The 20,682-nt window shown below is 43.6% G+C and carries 20 protein-coding genes; 5 read left to right on the top strand and 15 right to left on the bottom strand.

What is annotated here, in order from left to right; genetic code table 11:
* Positions 1 to 96: 96 nt before the first annotated feature.
* The 5 genes from LSG37_RS00775 to LSG37_RS00795 all read right to left on the bottom strand — a co-directional run bounded on the left by LSG37_RS00775 (position 97) and on the right by LSG37_RS00795 (position 2,729).
* Entirely contained in the window at positions 97 to 321 is a 225-nt protein-coding gene (locus tag LSG37_RS00775; protein WP_233077955.1) for a bacterioferritin-associated ferredoxin, read from the bottom strand.
* Between the two features lie 153 nt (positions 322 to 474).
* Complete coding sequence (locus tag LSG37_RS00780; RefSeq protein WP_127685695.1) at positions 475 to 867, bottom strand: DUF2750 domain-containing protein; 393 nt, start codon at positions 865 to 867, stop codon at positions 475 to 477.
* An 87-nt stretch (positions 868 to 954) separates the two neighbouring features.
* Positions 955 to 1,842, bottom strand: coding sequence for a peptidylprolyl isomerase (locus LSG37_RS00785; protein WP_233077956.1), 888 nt, complete (start codon positions 1,840 to 1,842; stop codon positions 955 to 957).
* Between the two features lie 19 nt (positions 1,843 to 1,861).
* Entirely contained in the window at positions 1,862 to 2,293 is a 432-nt protein-coding gene (locus LSG37_RS00790) for a YqaA family protein (RefSeq protein ID WP_233077957.1), read from the bottom strand.
* A gap of 16 nt (positions 2,294 to 2,309) precedes the next feature.
* Complete coding sequence (locus LSG37_RS00795; RefSeq protein ID WP_233077958.1) at positions 2,310 to 2,729, bottom strand: MAPEG family protein; 420 nt, start codon at positions 2,727 to 2,729, stop codon at positions 2,310 to 2,312.
* A 158-nt stretch (positions 2,730 to 2,887) separates the two neighbouring features.
* Here LSG37_RS00795 and LSG37_RS00800 point away from each other — a divergent pair, with 158 nt between their 5' ends.
* The 5 genes from LSG37_RS00800 (at position 2,888) to rfbA (ending at position 8,222) form a co-directional block, all read left to right on the top strand.
* Positions 2,888 to 3,469, top strand: coding sequence for a thymidine kinase (locus tag LSG37_RS00800; protein ID WP_233077959.1), 582 nt, complete (start codon positions 2,888 to 2,890; stop codon positions 3,467 to 3,469).
* Positions 3,470 to 3,482: 13 nt separating this feature from the next.
* Positions 3,483 to 4,508: an MJ1255/VC2487 family glycosyltransferase gene (locus tag LSG37_RS00805; RefSeq protein WP_233077960.1), complete on the top strand. Its 1,026-nt coding sequence runs from the start codon at positions 3,483 to 3,485 to the stop codon at positions 4,506 to 4,508.
* Positions 4,509 to 4,603: 95 nt separating this feature from the next.
* The gene (locus LSG37_RS00810) at positions 4,604 to 6,220 is read left to right on the top strand and encodes a response regulator (protein ID WP_366515536.1); all 1,617 of its coding nucleotides are present in this window, start codon (positions 4,604 to 4,606) and stop codon (positions 6,218 to 6,220) included.
* Positions 6,221 to 6,286: 66 nt separating this feature from the next.
* Positions 6,287 to 7,354, top strand: a complete 1,068-nt coding sequence (gene rfbB / locus LSG37_RS00815) for a dTDP-glucose 4,6-dehydratase (protein WP_233077962.1) — start codon at positions 6,287 to 6,289, stop codon at positions 7,352 to 7,354.
* Positions 7,341 to 8,222 carry a glucose-1-phosphate thymidylyltransferase RfbA gene (rfbA, locus tag LSG37_RS00820; protein ID WP_233077963.1) on the top strand — a complete coding sequence of 294 codons (882 nt, stop codon included), beginning with the start codon at positions 7,341 to 7,343 and terminating at the stop codon, positions 8,220 to 8,222. The genes rfbB and rfbA overlap by 14 nt, the downstream gene beginning before the upstream one ends.
* 44 nt (positions 8,223 to 8,266) lie before the next feature.
* On the opposite strand, the gene galE is transcribed toward rfbA, so the two are convergent.
* From galE to LSG37_RS00870, 10 genes are all read right to left on the bottom strand, one after another.
* Positions 8,267 to 9,280 carry a UDP-glucose 4-epimerase GalE gene (gene galE, locus LSG37_RS00825; RefSeq protein ID WP_233077964.1) on the bottom strand — a complete coding sequence of 338 codons (1,014 nt, stop codon included), beginning with the start codon at positions 9,278 to 9,280 and terminating at the stop codon, positions 8,267 to 8,269.
* A gap of 2 nt (positions 9,281 to 9,282) precedes the next feature.
* Entirely contained in the window at positions 9,283 to 10,176 is an 894-nt protein-coding gene (gene rfbD, locus LSG37_RS00830; protein WP_233077965.1) for a dTDP-4-dehydrorhamnose reductase, read from the bottom strand.
* Positions 10,177 to 10,198: 22 nt separating this feature from the next.
* Positions 10,199 to 10,744, bottom strand: a complete 546-nt coding sequence (rfbC, locus tag LSG37_RS00835; RefSeq protein WP_233077966.1) for a dTDP-4-dehydrorhamnose 3,5-epimerase — start codon at positions 10,742 to 10,744, stop codon at positions 10,199 to 10,201.
* A gap of 60 nt (positions 10,745 to 10,804) precedes the next feature.
* Positions 10,805 to 12,901: a YjbH domain-containing protein gene (locus LSG37_RS00840; protein WP_233077967.1), complete on the bottom strand. Its 2,097-nt coding sequence runs from the start codon at positions 12,899 to 12,901 to the stop codon at positions 10,805 to 10,807.
* The gene (locus tag LSG37_RS00845; protein WP_233077968.1) at positions 12,898 to 13,659 is read right to left on the bottom strand and encodes a capsule biosynthesis GfcC D2 domain-containing protein; all 762 of its coding nucleotides are present in this window, start codon (positions 13,657 to 13,659) and stop codon (positions 12,898 to 12,900) included. The genes LSG37_RS00840 and LSG37_RS00845 overlap by 4 nt, the downstream gene beginning before the upstream one ends.
* Positions 13,656 to 14,342 (bottom strand): YjbF family lipoprotein, encoded by a 687-nt coding sequence (locus LSG37_RS00850; RefSeq protein WP_233077969.1) that lies wholly within the window; start codon positions 14,340 to 14,342, stop codon positions 13,656 to 13,658. Before LSG37_RS00850 ends, LSG37_RS00845 begins: the two co-directional genes overlap by 4 nt.
* A 72-nt stretch (positions 14,343 to 14,414) precedes the next feature.
* Positions 14,415 to 14,834, bottom strand: a complete 420-nt coding sequence (locus LSG37_RS00855) for a hypothetical protein (RefSeq protein ID WP_233077970.1) — start codon at positions 14,832 to 14,834, stop codon at positions 14,415 to 14,417.
* A gap of 131 nt (positions 14,835 to 14,965) precedes the next feature.
* Positions 14,966 to 16,882, bottom strand: a complete 1,917-nt coding sequence (locus tag LSG37_RS00860) for a polysaccharide biosynthesis protein (protein ID WP_233077971.1) — start codon at positions 16,880 to 16,882, stop codon at positions 14,966 to 14,968.
* Between the two features lie 247 nt (positions 16,883 to 17,129).
* Entirely contained in the window at positions 17,130 to 19,055 is a 1,926-nt protein-coding gene (locus tag LSG37_RS00865; RefSeq protein WP_233077972.1) for a polysaccharide biosynthesis protein, read from the bottom strand.
* Between the two features lie 139 nt (positions 19,056 to 19,194).
* Complete coding sequence (locus tag LSG37_RS00870; protein WP_233077973.1) at positions 19,195 to 20,535, bottom strand: UDP-glucose dehydrogenase family protein; 1,341 nt, start codon at positions 20,533 to 20,535, stop codon at positions 19,195 to 19,197.
* Between the last annotated feature and the right edge of the window lie 147 nt (positions 20,536 to 20,682).

Below are 20,682 nucleotides of genomic sequence, written 5' to 3' on the forward strand. Positions count from 1 at the left end.
CCAAAGCAATAAATGCAGCCAATTTAACTTTAAATGCTGATTTTATGAATAAAAATGAAAAATAGTGCTTAGGCTACGTCGAAATTCAAAAATGAATTAAGCGGCAGGGCGAGAGTTATTGATCATCAACACCGGAATACGTTGTTGTGATGACTGTTTAGATAAAGCAGAGTCAAGAATATCGCTGGCCTGACAAACACATTTGCCGCATTGAGTACCGACACCCAAATTTTGCTTCAGCTCACGCATAGAACAAGCGCCCGCTTCAACTTGCTGGCGAATGGCTTTATCTGTGACTGCTTTACAAAGACAAACGTACATAAATGCACCTGCGTAATAAACTGCAGGCATAGTAATCTAATCAAGAATGGTTATCAATAGCTTCAAGTAAAAATAGAAGTGCAACTTTGCATAAGATATATCGGGGCAGAATCAATAGAAGGGTCAGAGCTGATAGCTCTGACCCTGACACTGTTATTCGTTGTCTTGTGTCGCTTCAATCAGAGTTTCTGCAAACTCTTCAGGGCCAATCACCACACCAGGTTCTGCCGCATGTGGGAATACAGCGATAGCTAATTCGTCACCGTCTAAACCTGAAGTCCACTTGTCTAACCAAGTGGCAATATCTACTGCCTGAGCCTGACATTCAGCCCAATCACCGTTGATCCACAGTTGTGCTAATTCAGCATGTGGCCATACCGGGATGCAACGTTCTTCGTCAGCATCAACCAATACAAAACCTTCTTCATCGACTAGGATCCAGATCTTTTCCAGATCGGCCACAGCCTGAATGAAGTAGTCGTAACGCTGTTCAGCGTCCAATAAACTGAGTTTGTTTAAATCGTCAGCCGTTAATTCGTAGTTCATTGCTATCCCCTCGGAGCGCCACAGAAAAGGCGCACATAATGACTGAAAAGGCCGTCATCGACCAGTAAATTTTGTCTTTTACAGGCTTTATACAGCTTTTATCAAACGCACAGGCACCTGCGGATAACAAACATCCATGTTGCCGTTGCCTTTGTGCTGATAAAACACATGAGTACGTGAACGGCGCTCTGCCAGAGACTGCGAGAACTCGGAACTCGTAGTACTAAGCATCTCCAGTTGTAACTGTCTGTCTGCTGCCAGTTCTGAACCTAAACGTGCTTGTTTAATCACTGTGCGTGCTGCCGCTGAGCCAATTACCCCGCCATCTGCAGTTTCACCACGACGCACACGATTCACTGCATACTGGCCCCAAATAACTTTGCCAAATGCTGACATATTTTTATCCAGATGGCGCGGCGCCTGCCCCATCATAATAGCAATGTCTGCAACACCGGTATCAGGCTCATTGGCACGCGCCATATTCACGACACCAGGGCAATGCACCAACCATTCCTGATTTTGTTCACGCGCAACAGCAAAGCCCTGATTAAAACCTGTCTCTTCAGCTAATAAATCAGGGCGTTGCACTAAAAGATAAGGATCACCACCACGCACAGGCCAGCTGAATTCAGCTTTCATAGGTGTTAATTTCGCCCGGTTTCCCCATTCATGCTCAGGCACACCAAACTGAGCAACAAAACCTTCAATCACCCGATAAAAAGTCACGCCATCATAAAAACGGTTTTTAACCAGCTCTTTGACTCGTTTTACATGTTCAGAAGCAAACTGCGGCGCTAATAAAATGACAATACGGCCCTGATCTGTGTCTAAATAAAGTAAATCATCCTGTGGCAACAATTGCCATGCAGAATTCACAGAAGGCGCTGCTGCAGTGGCGGTTGCCGGGCTTTGTTGCGCAGCGGCACTACCAAAACCTAAAGCCACAACCAAAGCGCAAAAAGATAAAGCTTTCATCAGTTCTCCTCAATTTAATTCAAACCGCAGGCATCAGTCCTATAACAACACCATACCTCAAACCTTTACCTAAACCCACCAAGAGTACAAACCAAAGCAGACGAACCTTAAGTACTCCCGCCACTAAAGTCAGTGGATCGCCAATGACGGGCAGCCAGGCGAGCAATAAAGAAGGTAAACCCCACCGCTGAAACCGGTTGCTGGCTTGCTCTATTTGAGCAGGCTTAAACATAAACCAGCTTTTGTGCTGAAAGTTCAGCAATTGTTTGCCCAAATACCAATTCAGCACAGAACCCAGGGTATTAAATACAGTGGCCACCAGCCATAGCAGTAACAACGAATACCCTTGATGAACCAAGCCCATCAACACCAGCTCTGAACCAAAAGGCAACAAGGTTGCAGACACAAAAGCGCTGAGCGCCAGGCTTAGATAAGGCCAAAACAAATCCATCTGTAATTAAGCTGAGTTAAGCAAGTAAATAAGTCAGACTTAATTTCAGCCAGAACAGCAGCAACATCAAGGCACCAAAAACATAAACTGCAAAACGCAAACGAACATGGTTAGCCCCCACATGCACATAAGCATGCATCAAACGGCTTACGGCAAACAGCCAGCCAAGAACAACCAGGCTCAAATCAACAACACCAAACTGCAGCGCAAAAGCGACAGCAAACAAATACAAGACGGGTAATTGGAACTGATTATCAAAGTTACGACTGGCCGTAATCACTTTTTCATTGGCGCCTGTTAAATCCATCACTCTAAATGCCTTATAAGGCAATTCGCGGTTTTTCGCCGCTTTAAACCGACGTTTACCCATCAACACCATCATGAACAGTGTTAACACCACCTGCACCAGCACTGTTCCAAATAACCACTTGTCCATTGTTTCCCCTAAAGTTTTAGCACCATATTGGCCCAATTTGCGTTAAGTGGCAGTGTACGTCAATTGTCTTCTTACTGTCATCTTCCGACGTTAGGCTACGACAGAGTAAGGCTTTTGGTTATACTGCGACGGACTTTTAAAAAACCGAGACCACGCAGATGGCGCAATTGTATTTTTATTATTCGGCGATGAACGCAGGCAAATCGACCTCTTTACTGCAAAGTGCTTACAACTATCAGGAAAGAGGCATGACAGTAGCGTTATTTACTGCCGCTATTGATGACAGGTTTGGGGTAGGCAAAATTAGTTCGCGCATTGGCTTGTCGATGGATGCGCAAATATTTGATGCCAACTTTGACTTTATCGAAGCCTGTAAAACCTTGAAACAACAAGGCGCTTTGGACTGTGTACTGATTGATGAAGCACAGTTTTTATCCAAAGCCCAGGTCAAGCAGCTCACTTATGTGGTTGATGATCTGAATGTGCCAGTACTGGCTTTTGGTCTTAGAACCGACTTTTTAGGCGAAACCTTTGCTGGCAGTCAGGCGTTGCTGGCATGGGCGGATAAATTAGTGGAATTAAAAACTGTCTGCCACTGTGGCCGCAAAGCCAACTTTGTGGTGCGGCTGGATGAACATGGTAACGCCGCCACCACAGGCAGTCAGGTGCAGATAGGCGGAAATAATCAATACATCTCTATGTGCCGCGTTCATTTTAAAGCGCTGGTCTGGAGGGACTGACAGGAGTACTTGAATGCGGGTTTTGTATGGTGTGCAGGCAACTGGCAATGGACATATCAGCAGAGCCCGCGCTATGGGCAAGTATCTGAAAGCTGAGGGCATAGCAGTAGACTTTCTGTTTTCAGGCCGCCCTGCTGATCAGTTGTTTGATATGCAGCAGTTTGGCGATTTTCAGGTAAAAACCGGTTTAACCTTTGTGACTGAACAAGGACATATCAACTACCTGAAAACCGCTGCTCAAGCCAAACCTTTGGAGCTGTGGCGTGATATCCGCGCGCTTGACTGCTCAGCTTATGATTTAGTGCTGACCGACTTTGAACCCATCACCGCCTGGGCGGCACGACGACAAAAAAAACGCTCTGTCGCCATTGGTCATCAATATGCCTTTTTACATCAGATCCCACAAATTCATGATACCCCGCTTAGCCGCAGTATATTTAAATGGTTTGCACCGGCTCAGCAACAAATAGGCCTGCACTGGCATCATTTTAATCAGCCAATTTTGCCCCCTATTGTCGATTTAGAACCTGCAGCCAATACGGCAGATGCCAACAAAGTGCTGGTTTACCTGCCGTTTGAGGATCAACAACAAGTGATCCGCTGGTTACAACCTCTGACCCAGTATCAGTTTTATCTGTATGGCCCAGGCCTGAGTAAAAACCAGCTTGGGCATATTCAGTGCTCAGGCCCTTGTGTTGATGAGTTTAAGCGCGATTTACATCAATCCAGTGCAGTGCTGAGTAACGCTGGTTTTGAATTGGTAAGCGAAGCGTTACAGCTACAAAAACGTATCTTGGTGAAAGCCTTACGAGGTCAGATGGAGCAGGAGTCGAATGCGTTAGCCTTGACTCAATTACAACTAGGCCAAAGCACCAGCATGCTCAATACAGAAGTGATTGCTGACTGGCTGGCCTCTCCCGTTCAAGGCAACACAGTGCACTACGCCAATGTGGCTTTGGCTTTAGCCACATGGATCCGAGCTGGCGCCTGCCCTACCGAATTGCAACAACTGAATTTATGGCAAAACCACCAGGACTGAGCCGCTAACGAGCTGACCATATAAAAAATCACTTATACCCAAAGCAGGTTTATGTTGTGGTAGGCTAACGGCTGTTGGCGTGAGAGTTGAGCTAAGTGGTATCCAAGCAAGCATTTTACCGGTCTAAAAAAGTTCTGGTCATTGAAGATTACGAACAAGTAATAGCGTACATGAAAAGCATGTTGGCGCTGATTGGTTTCGACCATGTGGTTGTGGCTCGTAACGCCGAAGCAGCCATGTCTGCCTGCCGCAAAACCGATTTCGACTTTATTTTATGCGACTACAACTTAGGTGTAGGCCGCGACGGTTACCAGTTATTTGAAGCCTTAAAAGCCGAACACAGCTTAAAACACAGTTGCTGCTTTATTGTGGTCAGTGGTGAGCGTCATCGCCAGGCCGTGTATGGCATGATCGAATTTCTGCCCGACGATTACCTGTTAAAACCCTTCAGCTACGCCGAACTGGAGCGCCGTATTGGCCGTGCTTTTCAAGTGAAACGGGCGTTAAAGTACGCTTATCAGATGATTGCCGAAGAAAACTACCCGGATGCAATTCAGGCCTGCGACGTTTCCCTGGAACAATACCCTGTGCATCAGGCCTACATTCAACGCTTAAAAGGCGAGCTTTTAGTTAAAGTTGGGCGCTACAAAGAAGCCGAAACTTTATATAGCGAGGTATTGGCCTTTCGTGACTTACCCTGGGCTAAACTGGGTCTGGCTGTGGCTAAAGGCTATCAGGAGCAAGATACCGAAGCTGAAGGTATGTTGATTGAACTTACTGAACAGGCTGAAACTAAAATTGAAGCGCTGGACTGGCTCACCCGTTTGTATTTAAGCCAGAACAAAGCGGAAGAAGCTTTTAATACAGTGCGTATCGTTGCTGAAGCGTCACCCAAAAACTATCTGCGCCAGCATGTATTAGCTAATTTAGCTGTGATCAACAATCAGCCGGATTTGGCGGTACGTATTCATTCCAAATTACTGGAAGCGGCTAAATATTCCATCTACGACACCGCCGACAATATGCTGAACTATGCCCGCGCTATTATCCAAAACGCCCAGCTTTTATCTGTACGCGACAAACGCACGGCCTTAGGGAAAGTAGAGTATTTTCTCAAAGACGTTAAAAAGCGTTTTAACCCGGCCAGTTATGAGCATGACAAGCTGGTGATAGAAGCCCGTGTTGCAGTACTTGAGGGCAAAACAGACAAAGCTAAAAACTTACTGCAACAAAGTGAAGAGCAAAGCTTAGGCCGCACTCTATCACCTTCTGCGTTACTGGACAGAGCCAGAGCTTATTTTGAAACCGGCAATCTGGCGATGAGCGACCATTATATGGGCTCACTCAACACCCTGTCGCAAAGTTCTGATTTATACAACAAAGCACTGAACATGATGTTTTTATCCGAACAGGACAAATACAGCCACAAAAGATCCACTATGATGGCCAGCCACAACGCAGGCATGGAAGCCTACAGCCTGGGCCAGTACTCAGAGGCTATTACCTACTTTATCGAAGCGCAAAAGACCATGCCAGCCAACGCCAGCATAGCCCTGAATTTACTGCAGGCGATCAGCCAGCGCGGCCGTTTAAACGAAGATTTAATCTATCTGGCGCATAAATGTATGAACGTGATAGACGAAACCGAACTGCCCAAAGATCAACGCAAAAGATACCAGTTCATCAAAGATCAAATTCAGCAGATGTTGTAGTTCTCTTTAGGCTATTGTTTATGTAATGATCGTTCAATCAATTAGTTAGACTACATCAGGTAGATTATGAGAATACTGGTTACAGGTGGCGCAGGTTTCATTGGTTCAAACTTAGTCCGATTTTTACTGAATCAACCCGATGTTATTGTAGCCAACTTGGATAAGCTTACTTATGCAGGTAACCTCGAGTCATTGCAGGATGTTCAGTGTCAAAGCAACTACCAGTTTTATCAAGCAGACATCATCAATCGCCAGCAACTGACGACTATTTTTGAGCAGTTTCAGCCCGATAGCATTATGCATTTGGCCGCGGAATCTCATGTCGATCGTTCCATAGAAAACGCAAGCAGTTTTATTCAAACCAATATAGAAGGCACGTTCCAGCTATTGGAAGCCAGCCTGCATTATTGGAAAAGCTTAAGCCCTGAAGCGCAAAAGGCTTTTCGTTTTCATCATATTTCTACTGATGAAGTTTTTGGTGATTTAGCAGGCACAGAGGCGAAGTTTAATGAAGAAACAGCATATGCCCCAAGTTCTCCCTATTCGGCCTCAAAAGCAGCTTCAGATCATTTGGTTCGTAGCTGGCATCGTACTTACGGCCTGCCGGTTTTAATCACCAATTGCTCCAACAACTATGGCCCTTATCAGTTCCCGGAAAAATTGATCCCGCACATTATTTTATCTGCCATACAAGGCAAAGAATTACCTGTATATGGCGACGGCGGCCAGATCCGTGACTGGTTACATGTGGAGGATCATGTAACTGCTTTGTGGGCAGTGTTACGTCAGGGGGCGGTTGGCGAAACTTATATGATTGGCGGCAATGCAGAAAAAACCAATCTCGAAGTAGTACACACCATCTGCAGCTTATTGGATCAATTACGCCCTTCGACAACAAACCAATCTTATGCAGAGCAAATTCGTTTTGTCAAAGACAGGCCAGGCCATGACAGACGTTATGCGGTTGATACCACAAAAATTTCGCAGCAACTGCAATGGACTCCAATACAAAGTTTCGAGTCTGGTTTAAAACAAACTCTGTTGTGGTATTTGAACAATGCTCAATGGTGGCAGAATATTTTATCGGGCCATTATCAACTCAACCGCAAAGGTCTTTCTGATGGCAAAGTATAAAGGCATAGTTTTGGCTGGAGGCTCTGGTACCAGGTTGTATCCGCTGACCTTATCGCTGTCAAAGCAGTTGCTGCCTATTTACGATAAACCTTTGATTTTTTACCCTATCTCTGTGCTGATGTTGGCAGGGATCCGTGAAATATTAATTATCACCACGGCGGAAAGTTTGCCCGGTTTCATAAATTTGTTAGGTACAGGTAAAGACTTTGGGGTCGAGTTTACTTATGTGGTTCAGGAAAAACCAGAGGGTATAGCGCAGGCTCTTATTCTGGCAGAGTCATTTCTCGCTGGTGACAATTGCTGTCTGGTATTAGGTGACAATATTTTTTACGGCCAACACTTTATTGAACGGCTGCATCAGGCGATGAAAGCGGAAAATGGCTGCACTGTTTTCGCTTACCATGTCACGGATCCAGAACGTTTTGGCGTAATAGAAATAGACGAAGAGCAAAATGTACTCAGTATTGAAGAAAAGCCAGCTCAGCCAAAATCGAACTATGTAGTCACTGGCTTATATTTTTTCGACTATACATCTGTCGCTACGGCAAAAAGTCTTACTCCATCAAAACGTGGGGAGTTGGAAATTACTGAGGTGATTCGGAGCTACATCCACAAGAAGAACTTAAAAGTCAGTTTACTGGGCCGCGGTTTTGCATGGCTCGATACCGGTACTTATGATTCGCTGTTGGATGCAAGCCAATTCGTCGAAACTGTAGAAAAAAGACAAGGTTTAAAAATTGCGTGCCTTGAGGAAATTGCTTTTAGAATGGGTTGGCTGACTAAAGAGCAAGTCGTGGCTCGCGCAAAACTTTTTCAACAAAATGCTTATGGTAAATATCTGCTGGATACTGTGGGTTATTCGGCATAGCGGAACACAGATCGCATCCGTTAAAAAATGCGATCTGTTCCAGTTTACTTATATCCATTAGGGTTATTTTTTTGCCAGTTCCAGCTGTCGCGAACTATATCATCCAGTGTTTTTTCTGTTTGCCAGTTTAATAGAGCTTTTGCCTTTGAAGGGTCGGCAAAATAACGAGCGACATCACCGGGTCGTCTTGGTGCGAACTGATAAGGCACTTCTACCTGATTCACTGCAGCAAACCGGGTCACTATATCCAGCACAGATAAACCTTCACCGCTGCCTAAGTTAAAGCTATCGTAACCTGGGTCTGTGAACAGGTGCTGTAACGCCGCGACATGGCCAGCGGCTAAGTCTGTAACATGGATATAATCCCGCACTCCTGTGCCATCCACAGTTGGATAATCATTACCAAAAATTTGCAACTCTGCTCTTTTACCTACGGCAACCTGGGTAATAAAAGGCATCAGGTTATTTGGAATACCATTTGGGTCTTCACCAATACGGCCGCTCTCATCGGCACCCACAGGGTTGAAATAACGCAATACGGCGATATTCCAGCTGTTATCTGAATGATGTAAATCCCGCAGCACCCATTCTGTCATCAGTTTAGACTGACCATAAGGATTCATCGCCACTGTAGGCGTGGTCTCAGGCAATGGGCTGTTCTGTGCATCCCCGTACACAGTAGCAGACGAACTAAATACCAGATTCTTGACACCAAATTGCGCCATCACCTGACAAAGTTTTATAGTGCCACCCACATTAGTTTCGTAGTACCACAAAGGCTTTTGCGTAGATTCCCCAACAGCTTTTAAACCGGCAAAATGCACTACAGCTTTAACAGGGTATTGTGCAAATACTGCGGCCAAAGCATCGGCGTCCAGCACATCCCCTTCAATCTGAATGATTGATTTGCCCGTTAATTGCTCTACCCGCTTTAAAGATTCAGGGCTGGAGTTACTGTAGTTATCAAAACTAATCACCTGCTCGCCAGCCATAAGCAAAGCTAAGGCCGTATGGCTACCTATGTAACCGGCACCACCTGTTAACACTACATAACTCATCTTCAGTCCTTTTTATCTATGGATGCAGGCGTAAACAACAGTAAAGCCTGCAATAACTGCTGTTGCCATGTCACTTCCGGCAAAAACAATAATTCTCTCAATAAGCTACTGTCCAGGGCACTAAAAGCTGGCCGCACCGCTGGGCTATTAAATTGTTCAGAGTTCACTGGTATTAACTCAGCTTTGTGACTAAGTAAGCCTAGTTGTAAACCAAATGCCTGGATCACAGTAGCAAATTCATACCTTGAACAATAGCCAGAATCAGCCCAATGGTACACACCAGACAAAACAGTTTTACTACCAATAATTTTCCAAATCACGCAGGCCAGGCTGTATGCCCGGCAGGGAGAACCTGTTTGATCCTGTGCCACTTGCAGCTGTGATTTAGCCTGCATCAGCTTCAGCATAGTTTTGACGAAGTTAGAACCATAAGCCGAATAGAGCCAACTGGTCCGAATAATAACGCTGGACTCTGCGTATTCCTGCTGCAACCATTGTTCTGCCAACAGCTTGCTTTTACCGTAGTGGTTTAATGGCTTTGGTTGAACAATTTCTTTATAAGGCTGCGCTTGGGAGCCATCAAACACATAGTCAGTGGAAATATGTAGTAATTTGCTATCTGTTAAAACACAAAGCCGTTGTAACCTCTGAACCAGATAAAAATTCCCTGCCATTGCCAACTCGGGCAGCAGTTCAGCCTGGTCTACCTGATTACAAGCTACTGCATTGATCACCCAATCCGGTTTATAACTCAGGAAAATGCGGCTCAATTCAACATAAGACAGAATAGAAAACTCGGAGTAACTTATCACCTTAAGTCTTATTGAGGCGGGTGTGGTTAGTCTGAGCTCAGAAGCCAGTTGTCCTGTTTGTCCAAGCAGCAATACATTTAGCATTTAGTCTGATCTGACCCCATTTTCAAAATAAGCCGGCAGTGGCGAAAGATTGGGCGCTCTCGTCTTTCGCAGAAAGTATAGGGGCTTGCTGCAAAGGCCATTGAATAGCTAATTCTGGGTCGTCCCATTTGATAGAACGTTCAGACGCAGGGTCGTAATACTGATCTGTTTTATAGGCCACTTCAGCATAATCACTTAGAGTTAAAAAGCCATGAGCAAAACCTGCAGGAATAAAAAGTTGCTGCTTCTTTTCACTGCAAAGCTCCATACCAAACCACTGGCCAAAAGTTGCAGATTGTTGCCGCAAATCGACCACTAGATCAAAAATACGACCAGTTAAAACCCGAACTAATTTGGCCTGAGGTTTATCTAGTTGATAGTGCAAACCCCGAAGCACATGCTGACAAGAACCCGACTGCGATTCCTGCACAAAGTCTATATCACCTAACAATTGTTTTAATTCAGAGTTGCGGTTTACTTCAAAAAAATAGCCGCGTTCATCTGTAAAGACTTGAGGTTGCAGTAGCAATAAGCCTTGCAGTGGTAAAGCTGTCGTCTGAATCATCATGTTTTGTCCACCAAATTATAAAGCCACTCAAAAGAGTGGCTTTATTTTATCAGTCACAGCTTAGCGCATAAAAGGAGAACGAGATTCCGTTAACGTATTTAAATTCACTGGTTTATTTAACATCTGCCCACCATCCCTGGCTATAGGGATCCATGGAATACGACCACGGCCAGTTGCTGATTTAAGCGAGAATAAATCAAAGGGGATGGATAAATAGAAGCCTTTGGTAAAACTACCTTCACCATATTCTTCGGACGACATATCGGTAATAGCCGCATAAGCACCTACCACTATGCCGCTATCAAAACGTTTAGCAAAGTCGACAGTCACACCTTTATCTTTTGCCAGATACTGGCCAAAACTTGCGGTGATCATAGTGTCTTTTAACCACTGCGGCGTCCAATAAAAGCTTAAGTGACCAGTCAGGGTTTTGTAGTCAAAAAATGCCACGTCACTGTCATAGTCCCGCTGCTGCACATAATTAATATCAAAACCTATGGCTAAAGAAGAATCTATTGGTTTGTATAAAACCTCGCCTCCTACACCCCCATACATAGTTTCTAAATAACCAGCATAAGCTTGTCCATACCAATTATCAGTAATTTCATCTTTCCAAAGACCGTATAAATTCTCCATAGTCACATCACTGCGACTAACATACTCACGTATGTAAGTCCGGACACGAGGCACGCCGGTTTCCTGAGCATCAACTTTAAAGTTAAAATCATCAAAGTTAGTTAGCAAGTTTACTTTCACTGTGGTTTGCAGACTAAAATTGGTATTAAACTGATAACCACCGCCTAACAACAAGCCGCCCTGGTACATATAGAAACTTTCAGGGTTACCAAAAGTCTGGATCCAGAAAATATCTGCGTTATAACCAAAACCACTTTCATTTCGCTCTACAGCCCATTGCTCCTGATTGGCTAAAACAGGCTCAGTTCTGTGGTAAGTTGTTTTCACATCAGCTTCTGGTGATTCATAGCGGGCAGCTTTTACAAATTGTTCTGCATTAACTACAGTTTCAACCATAGGCAAATCCATAGCCAAAGTGATTACTCTATAGGTTTTAATAGATTCAGGTAAATGTGTAGCCAGAACTCTGCCTATACGATTCATTGCTACGTCTTCATCACGGTAAGCAATCTGTGAGCCTTTTAAAATAATTTCGTCGTCTTTTAATACATAGTTGTTTACGACAAAACCAGCATTTAAATACAAATCTTGCCGAAGCTGAGCTTTATCTAATACCTCTATAGAAGCCCCCCGTATATCTGGAACTTCTTTGGCAGGTGGGTCTAGTTTGATCTGTTTCAGATTATTAAAATCCAGTTTGTAATTCACTCCAAAACCAAAGGTATTACCGCGCTGGTAATTTAAATTCAGATCAAATGAGTCATTCAGAGCATAAACGGCTCCAATATTAAAATCGGAATCTTGCTGCAATACACCAGCATAATCCTGTAAATAGTTATTGCCGTCGTACTCCAGTTTCAGACGCAAAGGTTGCCAGGGAGTCTGGTACTCAATACCACCATACAAAGCGGCAGGGCCCTTAAAAAAACGCTGATAATCAATTTTTCCGCCAGAACCGCTGAATCCACCAGGCCTTTCACAAAAGCGGTCTGCTAACTCACAAAAAGGATTAGTTATATTACCTTTGCGACCTAAATAGCCCCAGCCTATGCCCAAATGCAAGTCAAAAGGGCCAAAACGTTTACTGGCGGCAATAAATTCACTTTCAAATAAACCAGTACCGCCAAAATCACGAAACCCTACAGAAAGATCAGGCAAAAACTCGCTTTCGCGCCACAACTTGAATTTAACGTCTATCCCTTTATCTTTATAAGTCTGGTCGCCACTAAAACCAGGGTCATCACTATAAAGTTGAGTTCGTACATCCGAATAACGGAATGTCGTTTCCATCCAGGGAAATAAAATCAAAGACGCTGACCAAAATCTGTACTCTTCACTATCCTGGTAATTCAGACTAAAAGCACCGGCATCGTTCATACGCGCAGTTGGCATCTGAATTAAGCCAATACCACCATGGTTACCTTGTGAGTAATTATTTGCGGCAGGAGAAAAGCGTTCTTCCGCAGAAACGGCAGAACACAGTAAGATAGGAAACAAACCAGCTAAACAGGACTTCTTCATTGGGCAACAACCTTGTGTAACAAGAGTTCTACAATCTGTTCGTTGATGTGCTCATAGGCGCTGGGCAAGTTGCGCTGTTCAAAAGGAACAAATAATACCGAGCCGGCAGATACTTCCTGATAACTTTTATTCCACAGACCAGTTTTAGCAATATAAAACTGCTCAGAAGCAGGAATAACATAAACAAAAGAAGTACTGCCGCCTTCAAGCACAGAAAGGCTATCAAGATAAGTATCAACAGAAGCAGCGTTTAACAGCTGCGTCTTTTCTTCAGTAGCTAAGCCCTCAATTTGTATCTCTGTTGGTCGACTACCAACGACCAACTTGTATTGTCCGGCTGTTAACAAAGGATTTAACGACTTTTTAGGCCGTACCCTGTCAGGATCCAGAGGTAACATCATTCGTCCAGCCAGTTCCCAGCTCGCAATGTCTCTTTCTAGTTTTTCTGCACTTGCAGCTAATTCAAACTCGTTATCTTGCTGAAATGTTTGTTTTAACGCTGCAAGTTGTCTCAGTACAAACACCCTTTGTTGCTCAAGTTTTTGTTTAGTCTCAACATCAACTTTAAACAACTTTGCGGCAGGCCAATAGAGAGGGGCGGCACTATTTACTTGCGTTACCACCAGACCTAACCTGGGTTTCTCGAAATATCCCTGGTATTTTCCCTGGTGCTCAACCAGCACTAACGGTGCTGCGGCGTTTAATTTAAAACAGCCAACAAGACTCAACGCAATATAAAAACAGCTTAAGCGATTCATCTTAAACTTCCTTTTTTAATTACACCTAATAGACGACCCGCAGTACTGATATGTACCAGCTCGACTTCCGGCCAGTTAGGCGCAATGGTCTGACGGCTTTTTAATAACCAACCGCTATTTAAATCATACCAAAACTGATTGATAGCCGTTTTACCGTCTGCAAAAGTTACTTGCTCTGTCACTAATTTGGTCTGAAAGCGATAATCCAATAAATCCAGGCTGGTTACTTCGGTATACACCACTTCATAACTGACAAGGTGGCCAGTTTCAGAGCGGTCGGACCAATCAGTCCGGCTTTGCCAGCTTTGCCCAACCTGTATTTTCGCCATACTTTGTTTTAATGGATCAAGCTCGGTATTAGATTGATACAGAAGGTTGTTTTCAAATCCTGTTGTCTTTACCAAACGGCCTTTTTCAAGCACCAACATGGCCTCATCCGCTGATACCCACTTATGTTGGCCATGCTCAATATATTCAAGGACCAGCACAGCGTTGGGCAAGGAGCCAACTTTGGCGTACAAAGCATCAACATTTCTTGATGCTAACTCTTGCTTGGTTAGGCTGGCGCCATCACCTGAATTAAATGCCAGTTCTAATGTCTGGGTATAAGTGCGGAAAGTACTGGAACAACCAACCAGACTGGCTAACGCGAAGAATAAAAAAAGCCGTATTAATCTGTGCATAAGATCCATTTCAAGCAAAAGTTATAGATAACAAAAAGCCGCCATCAGGCGGCTTTTTAAAATACCAATCAATTAACGTAATGTTGGTGCGTAAGTGAAAGTTACAGGAACAGTAACAGTAGCTGTAGCGGTGCCAGTACCAGACACAGTTACAGTAGAAGTTGTACCAGTACAAACACCACCCACTAATGGGTCACTGCCTTCACATTGTAAAGTTTGGTTAGCTTGGCAAGTACCATTAACCAAAGTTTGGCCTGTAGGGCAATCTACAGGAGATTCACTACGGTTGTTAGAAACAACAGCAGCTAATACACCAGCAGCGATAGCACCAGCTACGATAGTACCAGTGGCGATACCACCGATAGCACCTAAACCTGCACCAGCAGCAGAAGCACCTGAACCTGCACCAGCAGCACCAGTTTCTTCACCCTGAGCCATTGCTGCGCCTGAAACCACTAACATAGCGGCCATTAACACACTTAATTTTTTCATCACATCATCCCTTTTAAAAAAGTGCCTCTAGCATAGAGGTTTTTCGTACAACCGACAAGCATTTTTTGCCTGTGGTTTACAACATTCCAACTTAAATTAAGCAGGAAAACTTTGTTGTCTTAAGCATTTACCTAATGCACCAGCTCTTTTTTCAAAGAGTCACTGACAGGTCCGCTGACAAATAATAAATCACAAATTTCACTGCTGGGTGCAAAGCCTGTTGGTGCATCCAGTAAAATTTGCCTGAGCATTTGCTGGTCAAAACTCTGACAGGCAACATCCAGACTATTCAGCAGCAACATAGTGGCCGACCATGACAGAAATTGTTCTTTTGCTGCCCGAATTCTGGCATGTTCAGTTCTGCTTTCGTTGTTACCAATCAATAACTCTTCGTAGAGCTTCTCACCTGGTCGTAAACCTGTGATCTGAATTTCAATATCACCATTCGGATTGTTTTTGTCTTTTAACTTTAAACCAGCTAAATGGATCATACGTTTGGCTAAATCGTAAATACGTACCGGTTCGCCCATATCCAGCACAAAAACTTCACCACCTTTGGCCATAGCTCCGGCCTGAATCACTAACTGTGAAGCTTCAGGAATAGTCATAAAAAACCGGGTAATTTCTTTATGAGTTAAAGTTACAGGGCCACCAGCCTTAATTTGCTGGGCGAATAAAGGTACCACAGAGCCGGACGAACCTAATACATTACCAAAACGAACCATGCACATACGAGTGGTCATCTGCCTACTGGCCAAACCTTGCAGCACCAATTCAGCCATACGTTTACTGGCTCCCATTACATTGGTAGGGCGCACCGCTTTATCGGTAGAAATCAGCACGAAATTTTCAACTTTTGCTGAAATGGCTGCTTCAGCACAAGCCCAGGTGCCAAATACATTATTGCGCACCCCTTCCACCATATTATATTCAACTAAAGGCACATGCTTATAGGCTGCAGCGTGATAAACGGTTTGCACCTGAAAATTGGTCATCACTTGCTCAAGCAACTTTTGCTGCTGCACAGAACCTAATACAGGCTTAATGGCACACTGATAACCAAAACGGCGCTTCACTGCATTTAATTCACGTTCTATTGAATATAAAGAGAATTCAGATACATCAAACAACACCAATACATCAGGTTTACAACGAATAATCTGGCGGCATAACTCAGAACCTATAGAACCACCAGCGCCGGTCACCATAACCACTTTGTGCCTAATATTAGCCTGCAACAACTGTTGATCCGGCTCTATCACTTCGCGGCCTAATAAATCCTCAATACGAATATCCTGCAAATCATCAATTTTCATATGTCCGGCCACTAAATCGGCCATGCCAGGAATACTTTGCACAGGCACAGGAAGCCTGGACAACAACTCAAGCAATTCGCGTTTGCGGCCGCGGCCGGCTGAGGGCATAGCCAAAAGCACCCGGTCAATACGGTAACGTTGAACAGCCTTTTCAAGCAGCTCAGAAGGCAACACTGTTAAGCCACACACCGTAGTTTTTTGTAGTTCGGTGTTATCATCAACAAAAACTACAGCTTTATATTCGTCACCACTTTGTAGCGCATACAACAACTGCCTGCCAGAGCAGCCTGCACCATAAATAAGTACCCTGCTTTTTGTTTTGTGCCGCTGCATTTGGAAGGCGCTGCGAAACCCCCACCTACTGCCACCGATAAGTAATACTGCAATAACAGTAAAACACAACACAATGCGTACTATATCAAGCAGAGGCAAAAACCAGCATAAGGCTATAACACCCAACGAGCTGGCAAGAACACCATTCATTACGGTAGCAACAGCCTGTGGTGCCATATATCGCAAGATGGCTCTATACAAACCAAGGAAGTGAAAAACAGCGATACTAACAGCGAGCCAGCCTAACAAGGCCAAACTATGAGAGGCTATAAATACAGAAGGCTGTAAAATGCCACTTAGCCAAAAGGCCAAAAATAAAGCACTTAACAAAAAAGCTGAATCTGATACTACAGAAATGCCCCTTTTTACTGTGCGGGGTAGCGACATAATCCAAGTCACGCTTTCACTCCCTCTTTATTCATAGAACTATCCACTTTTGTCAGTAATATGACTGATTTTAAGAACATCAGCTTAGAACAGCCTCTGACTATCTACCAGTTTTAGCCCACTGAAAATGAACTTTCTATGAATAAAAATGTCCTTTGAGTTCGCTATTTACAGCAACATTACATATTTCTCGAATTTAGTACAACAGCAAATTAGTAACTAAGCGTTACTTTTTACCTTCGTTTGCAAATTCACTTCACTATATAGTTTTATTGGCTTGCCACCATAAATCACAAATCCCATCCGTTGGATTAAAACCAGTAGGAGCACTGAGCATTAACTCGCGGATTTTTACTAAATCATAGTTAATAGATGCCTCGCTAAATTCACTTAACAGCGCTTGCATCTCAGTCCAGCTTAAACAAACTTCATTAGCCGCTTTAATACGCGGATGGCGGGTTGCTTTTTCTTCATCACCAATCAGCAACTCTTCGTATAACTTTTCACCTGGCCTTAGACCGGTAATTTTAATCTCTATATCACCATGCGGGTTTTGTTTGTTTTTAATTTCTAATCCGGTCAGGTGTACCATTTTTTTTGCCAGATCATAAATTTTTACAGGTTCGCCCATATCTAAAACAAACACATCCCCACCTTCTCCCATAGCCCCAGCCTGGATCACCAGCTGCGCAGCTTCAGGAATAGTCATAAAGTAGCGGGTGATGTCTTCATGAGTAAGAGTAATTGGCCCGCCTTTTTTAATTTGTTTACGAAACAAAGGCACAACAGAACCAGATGATCCCAATACATTACCAAAACGTACCATGCAGAATCTTGTACTCTGCTGCCTTGTTGCAAGTGCCTGTAATGCTAACTCAGCTAACCTTTTAGTTGTGCCCATCACATTAGTTGGTCGTACCGCTTTGTCGGTGGAGATCAATACAAAGGTTTCAACCTGTGAAGCTATAGCAGCTTCAGCTGTATGCCAGGTTCCAAACAGGTTGTTTCGTAAACCTTCAATCACATTAAACTCAACCAAAGGTACGTGCTTATAAGCGGCCGCATGATAGACAGTTTGTACCTGATAACTTTGCATAATTTGCTGCAACCGCTGCTGATCCAGCACAGTACCTAACACAGGCAGCAGCTGCACATCCAGTTGCTGATTTGCTAAAGTTGCCGTCAGTTCTTTATCAATTTCATACAATGCAAATTCAGAAGATTCAAACAACACCAGTTTTTGCGGTGACTGCAAAATAATTTGCCGGCATAACTCTGAACCTATCGAACCACCAGCACCTGTGACCATTACTACTTTACCTGTAATATTAGCCGTTAATAACGACGGTACCGGGGTAACGGCATCACGGCCTAACAAATCTTCTATTTTAACGTCTTGCAGCTCATCAATTTTCATTTTGCCATCAACCAAATCAGTCATACCTGGAATAGTTAATACAGGTAAACCAAGTGACTCTAAACGTTCGATAAGTTTTGCTCTGGTGCCGCGGCTTGCAGAAGGCACAGCCAGCAATATTCGGCTAATACCGTATTTCTTAATCACATCTTCAATACAATCGGGCGAGTGAACTTTAACATCCCGAATCATTACACCATGAAATGAAGGGTCATCATCTACAAAAGCTACAGCGCGAAACTCTACACTGCTGGCCAGTGCAAGTAACAACTGCCTGCCGCTGGCTCCAGCACCATAAATCAGCACCTTATGCTGTGCATTGCGACCACTAGCAGTCACCAGCTCACGAAGTAACAATCGTGATCCTGCTATACCTGCAAAGGCAAAAAACACATAATTTAAGTTGCCTGACAAGCTATATAAAAACGCATTCGCATCAATTGCAAAATGCAGTAGAACCCCCGAAACCACAGTACCTGTAGCTATAGCAACCATAGAACGCAAACCGATAAAACGCACTACAGTCCGGTATAGACCAGACAGACTAAAAACTACTATAGTTGCAAGAATGACTGCCATAAAACTTAAAACAAAAGATTCGTCCCGAATTAATTCAAGGCTGTCATAGCGTAAGTAATAGGCAAGCACCCAGGATGCAAACAAAATAACACAGTCAATACTAATAGAAACTGTACGTTTTGAAAAACGTGACCATTCCATCATAGGCGGCAAACACTGGTGTAAAAAGGCAGAAGTAAAATTACGCAAAACACGCTCCAAATAAAAAACTATTTTTATATAAAAAAAGCCTAGTTTTTTATGAAGAAAACAAATGTAACCAGGCTAAAAAACCGCAATCCTCTGCAGTTTTACTTATGAAAAAATTTTAAACACTCATAATACAAAATTAAAAAGACTTGACGCTTTTTGCCCGACCAATCGCATAATAACTAAAGCCTTTTTGTTTCAGGCGTTCTGGGTCAAATAAATTACGCCCGTCAAAAATGACAGGAGTAGAAAGTTGCTGCTTTACAAAGTCAAAATCAGGCGCTTTAAATTGTTGCCATTCAGTACAAATAATCAAAGCATCGGCACCTGGTAATGCGGATTCTTTCGTACCGCAGAGCACAAAATCCGGACGCACACCATAAATGCGTTGAGTTTCTTCCATGGCCTGTGGGTCAAAGGCATGCACTGTAGCACCTGCTGCCCACAACTCTTCAATTAAAACACGGCTTGACGCTTCCCGCATATCATCTGTATTGGGCTTAAAGCTAAGTCCCCATACCGCAAAAGTTTTACCTGATAAATTTTCACCAAAGTGTTTTTTCACCAACGTAGGTAGCTTGTACTTCTGCTTGTTGTTAACTGCTTCAACTGCTTGCAAAATTTTTGGTGTATACCCATTTTGTTCTGAAGTATGAATCAGAGCCTGCACATCTTTAGGGAAACAAGAACCACCATAGCCACAACCAGGATATATAAAGTGGTAACCAATACGGGGGTCTGAACCTATGCCTTTACGTACGGCTTCAATATCAGCTCCAAGCAGTTCAGCCAGATTTGCCATTTCATTCATAAATGAAATTTTAGTTGCCAGCATACAATTAGCAGCATACTTAGTAAGCTCAGCGCTACGAACATCCATAAAAATCATTTTGTCGTGATTACGATTAAAAGGCTCGTAAAGCTCCCGCACTACGTCAATAGGCAGTCCATTATAGGTTCCAATAATAATACGGTCTGGTCGCATGCAGTCCGCAACTGCAGCACCTTCTTTTAAAAATTCAGGGTTGGACACTACATCAAATTGAATATCTAAACCGCGTTCAGCCAACACAGCGGCGATATGCTGTTTGACTTTATCGGCAGTGCCTACGGGGACGGTAGATTTATCGATAACCACTTTAGGCGAGGTCATATAGCTGGCAATAGTTTTCGCTACAGCTAACACGTACTTTAAATCAGCAGACCCGTCTTCGTCAGGTGGCGTACCAACTGCAATAAACTGAATTAAGCCATGCTCTACACCAAATGCTGCATCAGTAGTAAAACGAAGACGGCCAGCTTGAAAATTATTGATTACAAGTGGCGTCAGGCCTGGCTCATAAATTGGAATAATACCCTGATTCAGTTTTTCAACACGTTCAGCATTCACATCAACACACACCACATCATGGCCGACTTCGGCTAAAACAGCAGCTTGCACCAAACCAACATATCCAATACCAAAAACAGTTACTTTCATGAGCGACCTCAAAAATCATTTATGAGACACATTAAAGCGAAAAGAAAGCCGACCATACAACTAGGAACTCTCTGGCGCCAACAAAAAATGAAAACATTCGTCTTGTTTTTGCGTCATCTAGACTTTCATGCAAACTAAAACACAACA

Origin of the sequence: Rheinheimera soli, assembly GCF_021290985.1 — a bacterium.
GTDB classification, from domain to species: Bacteria; Pseudomonadota; Gammaproteobacteria; order Enterobacterales; family Alteromonadaceae; genus Pararheinheimera; species Pararheinheimera soli.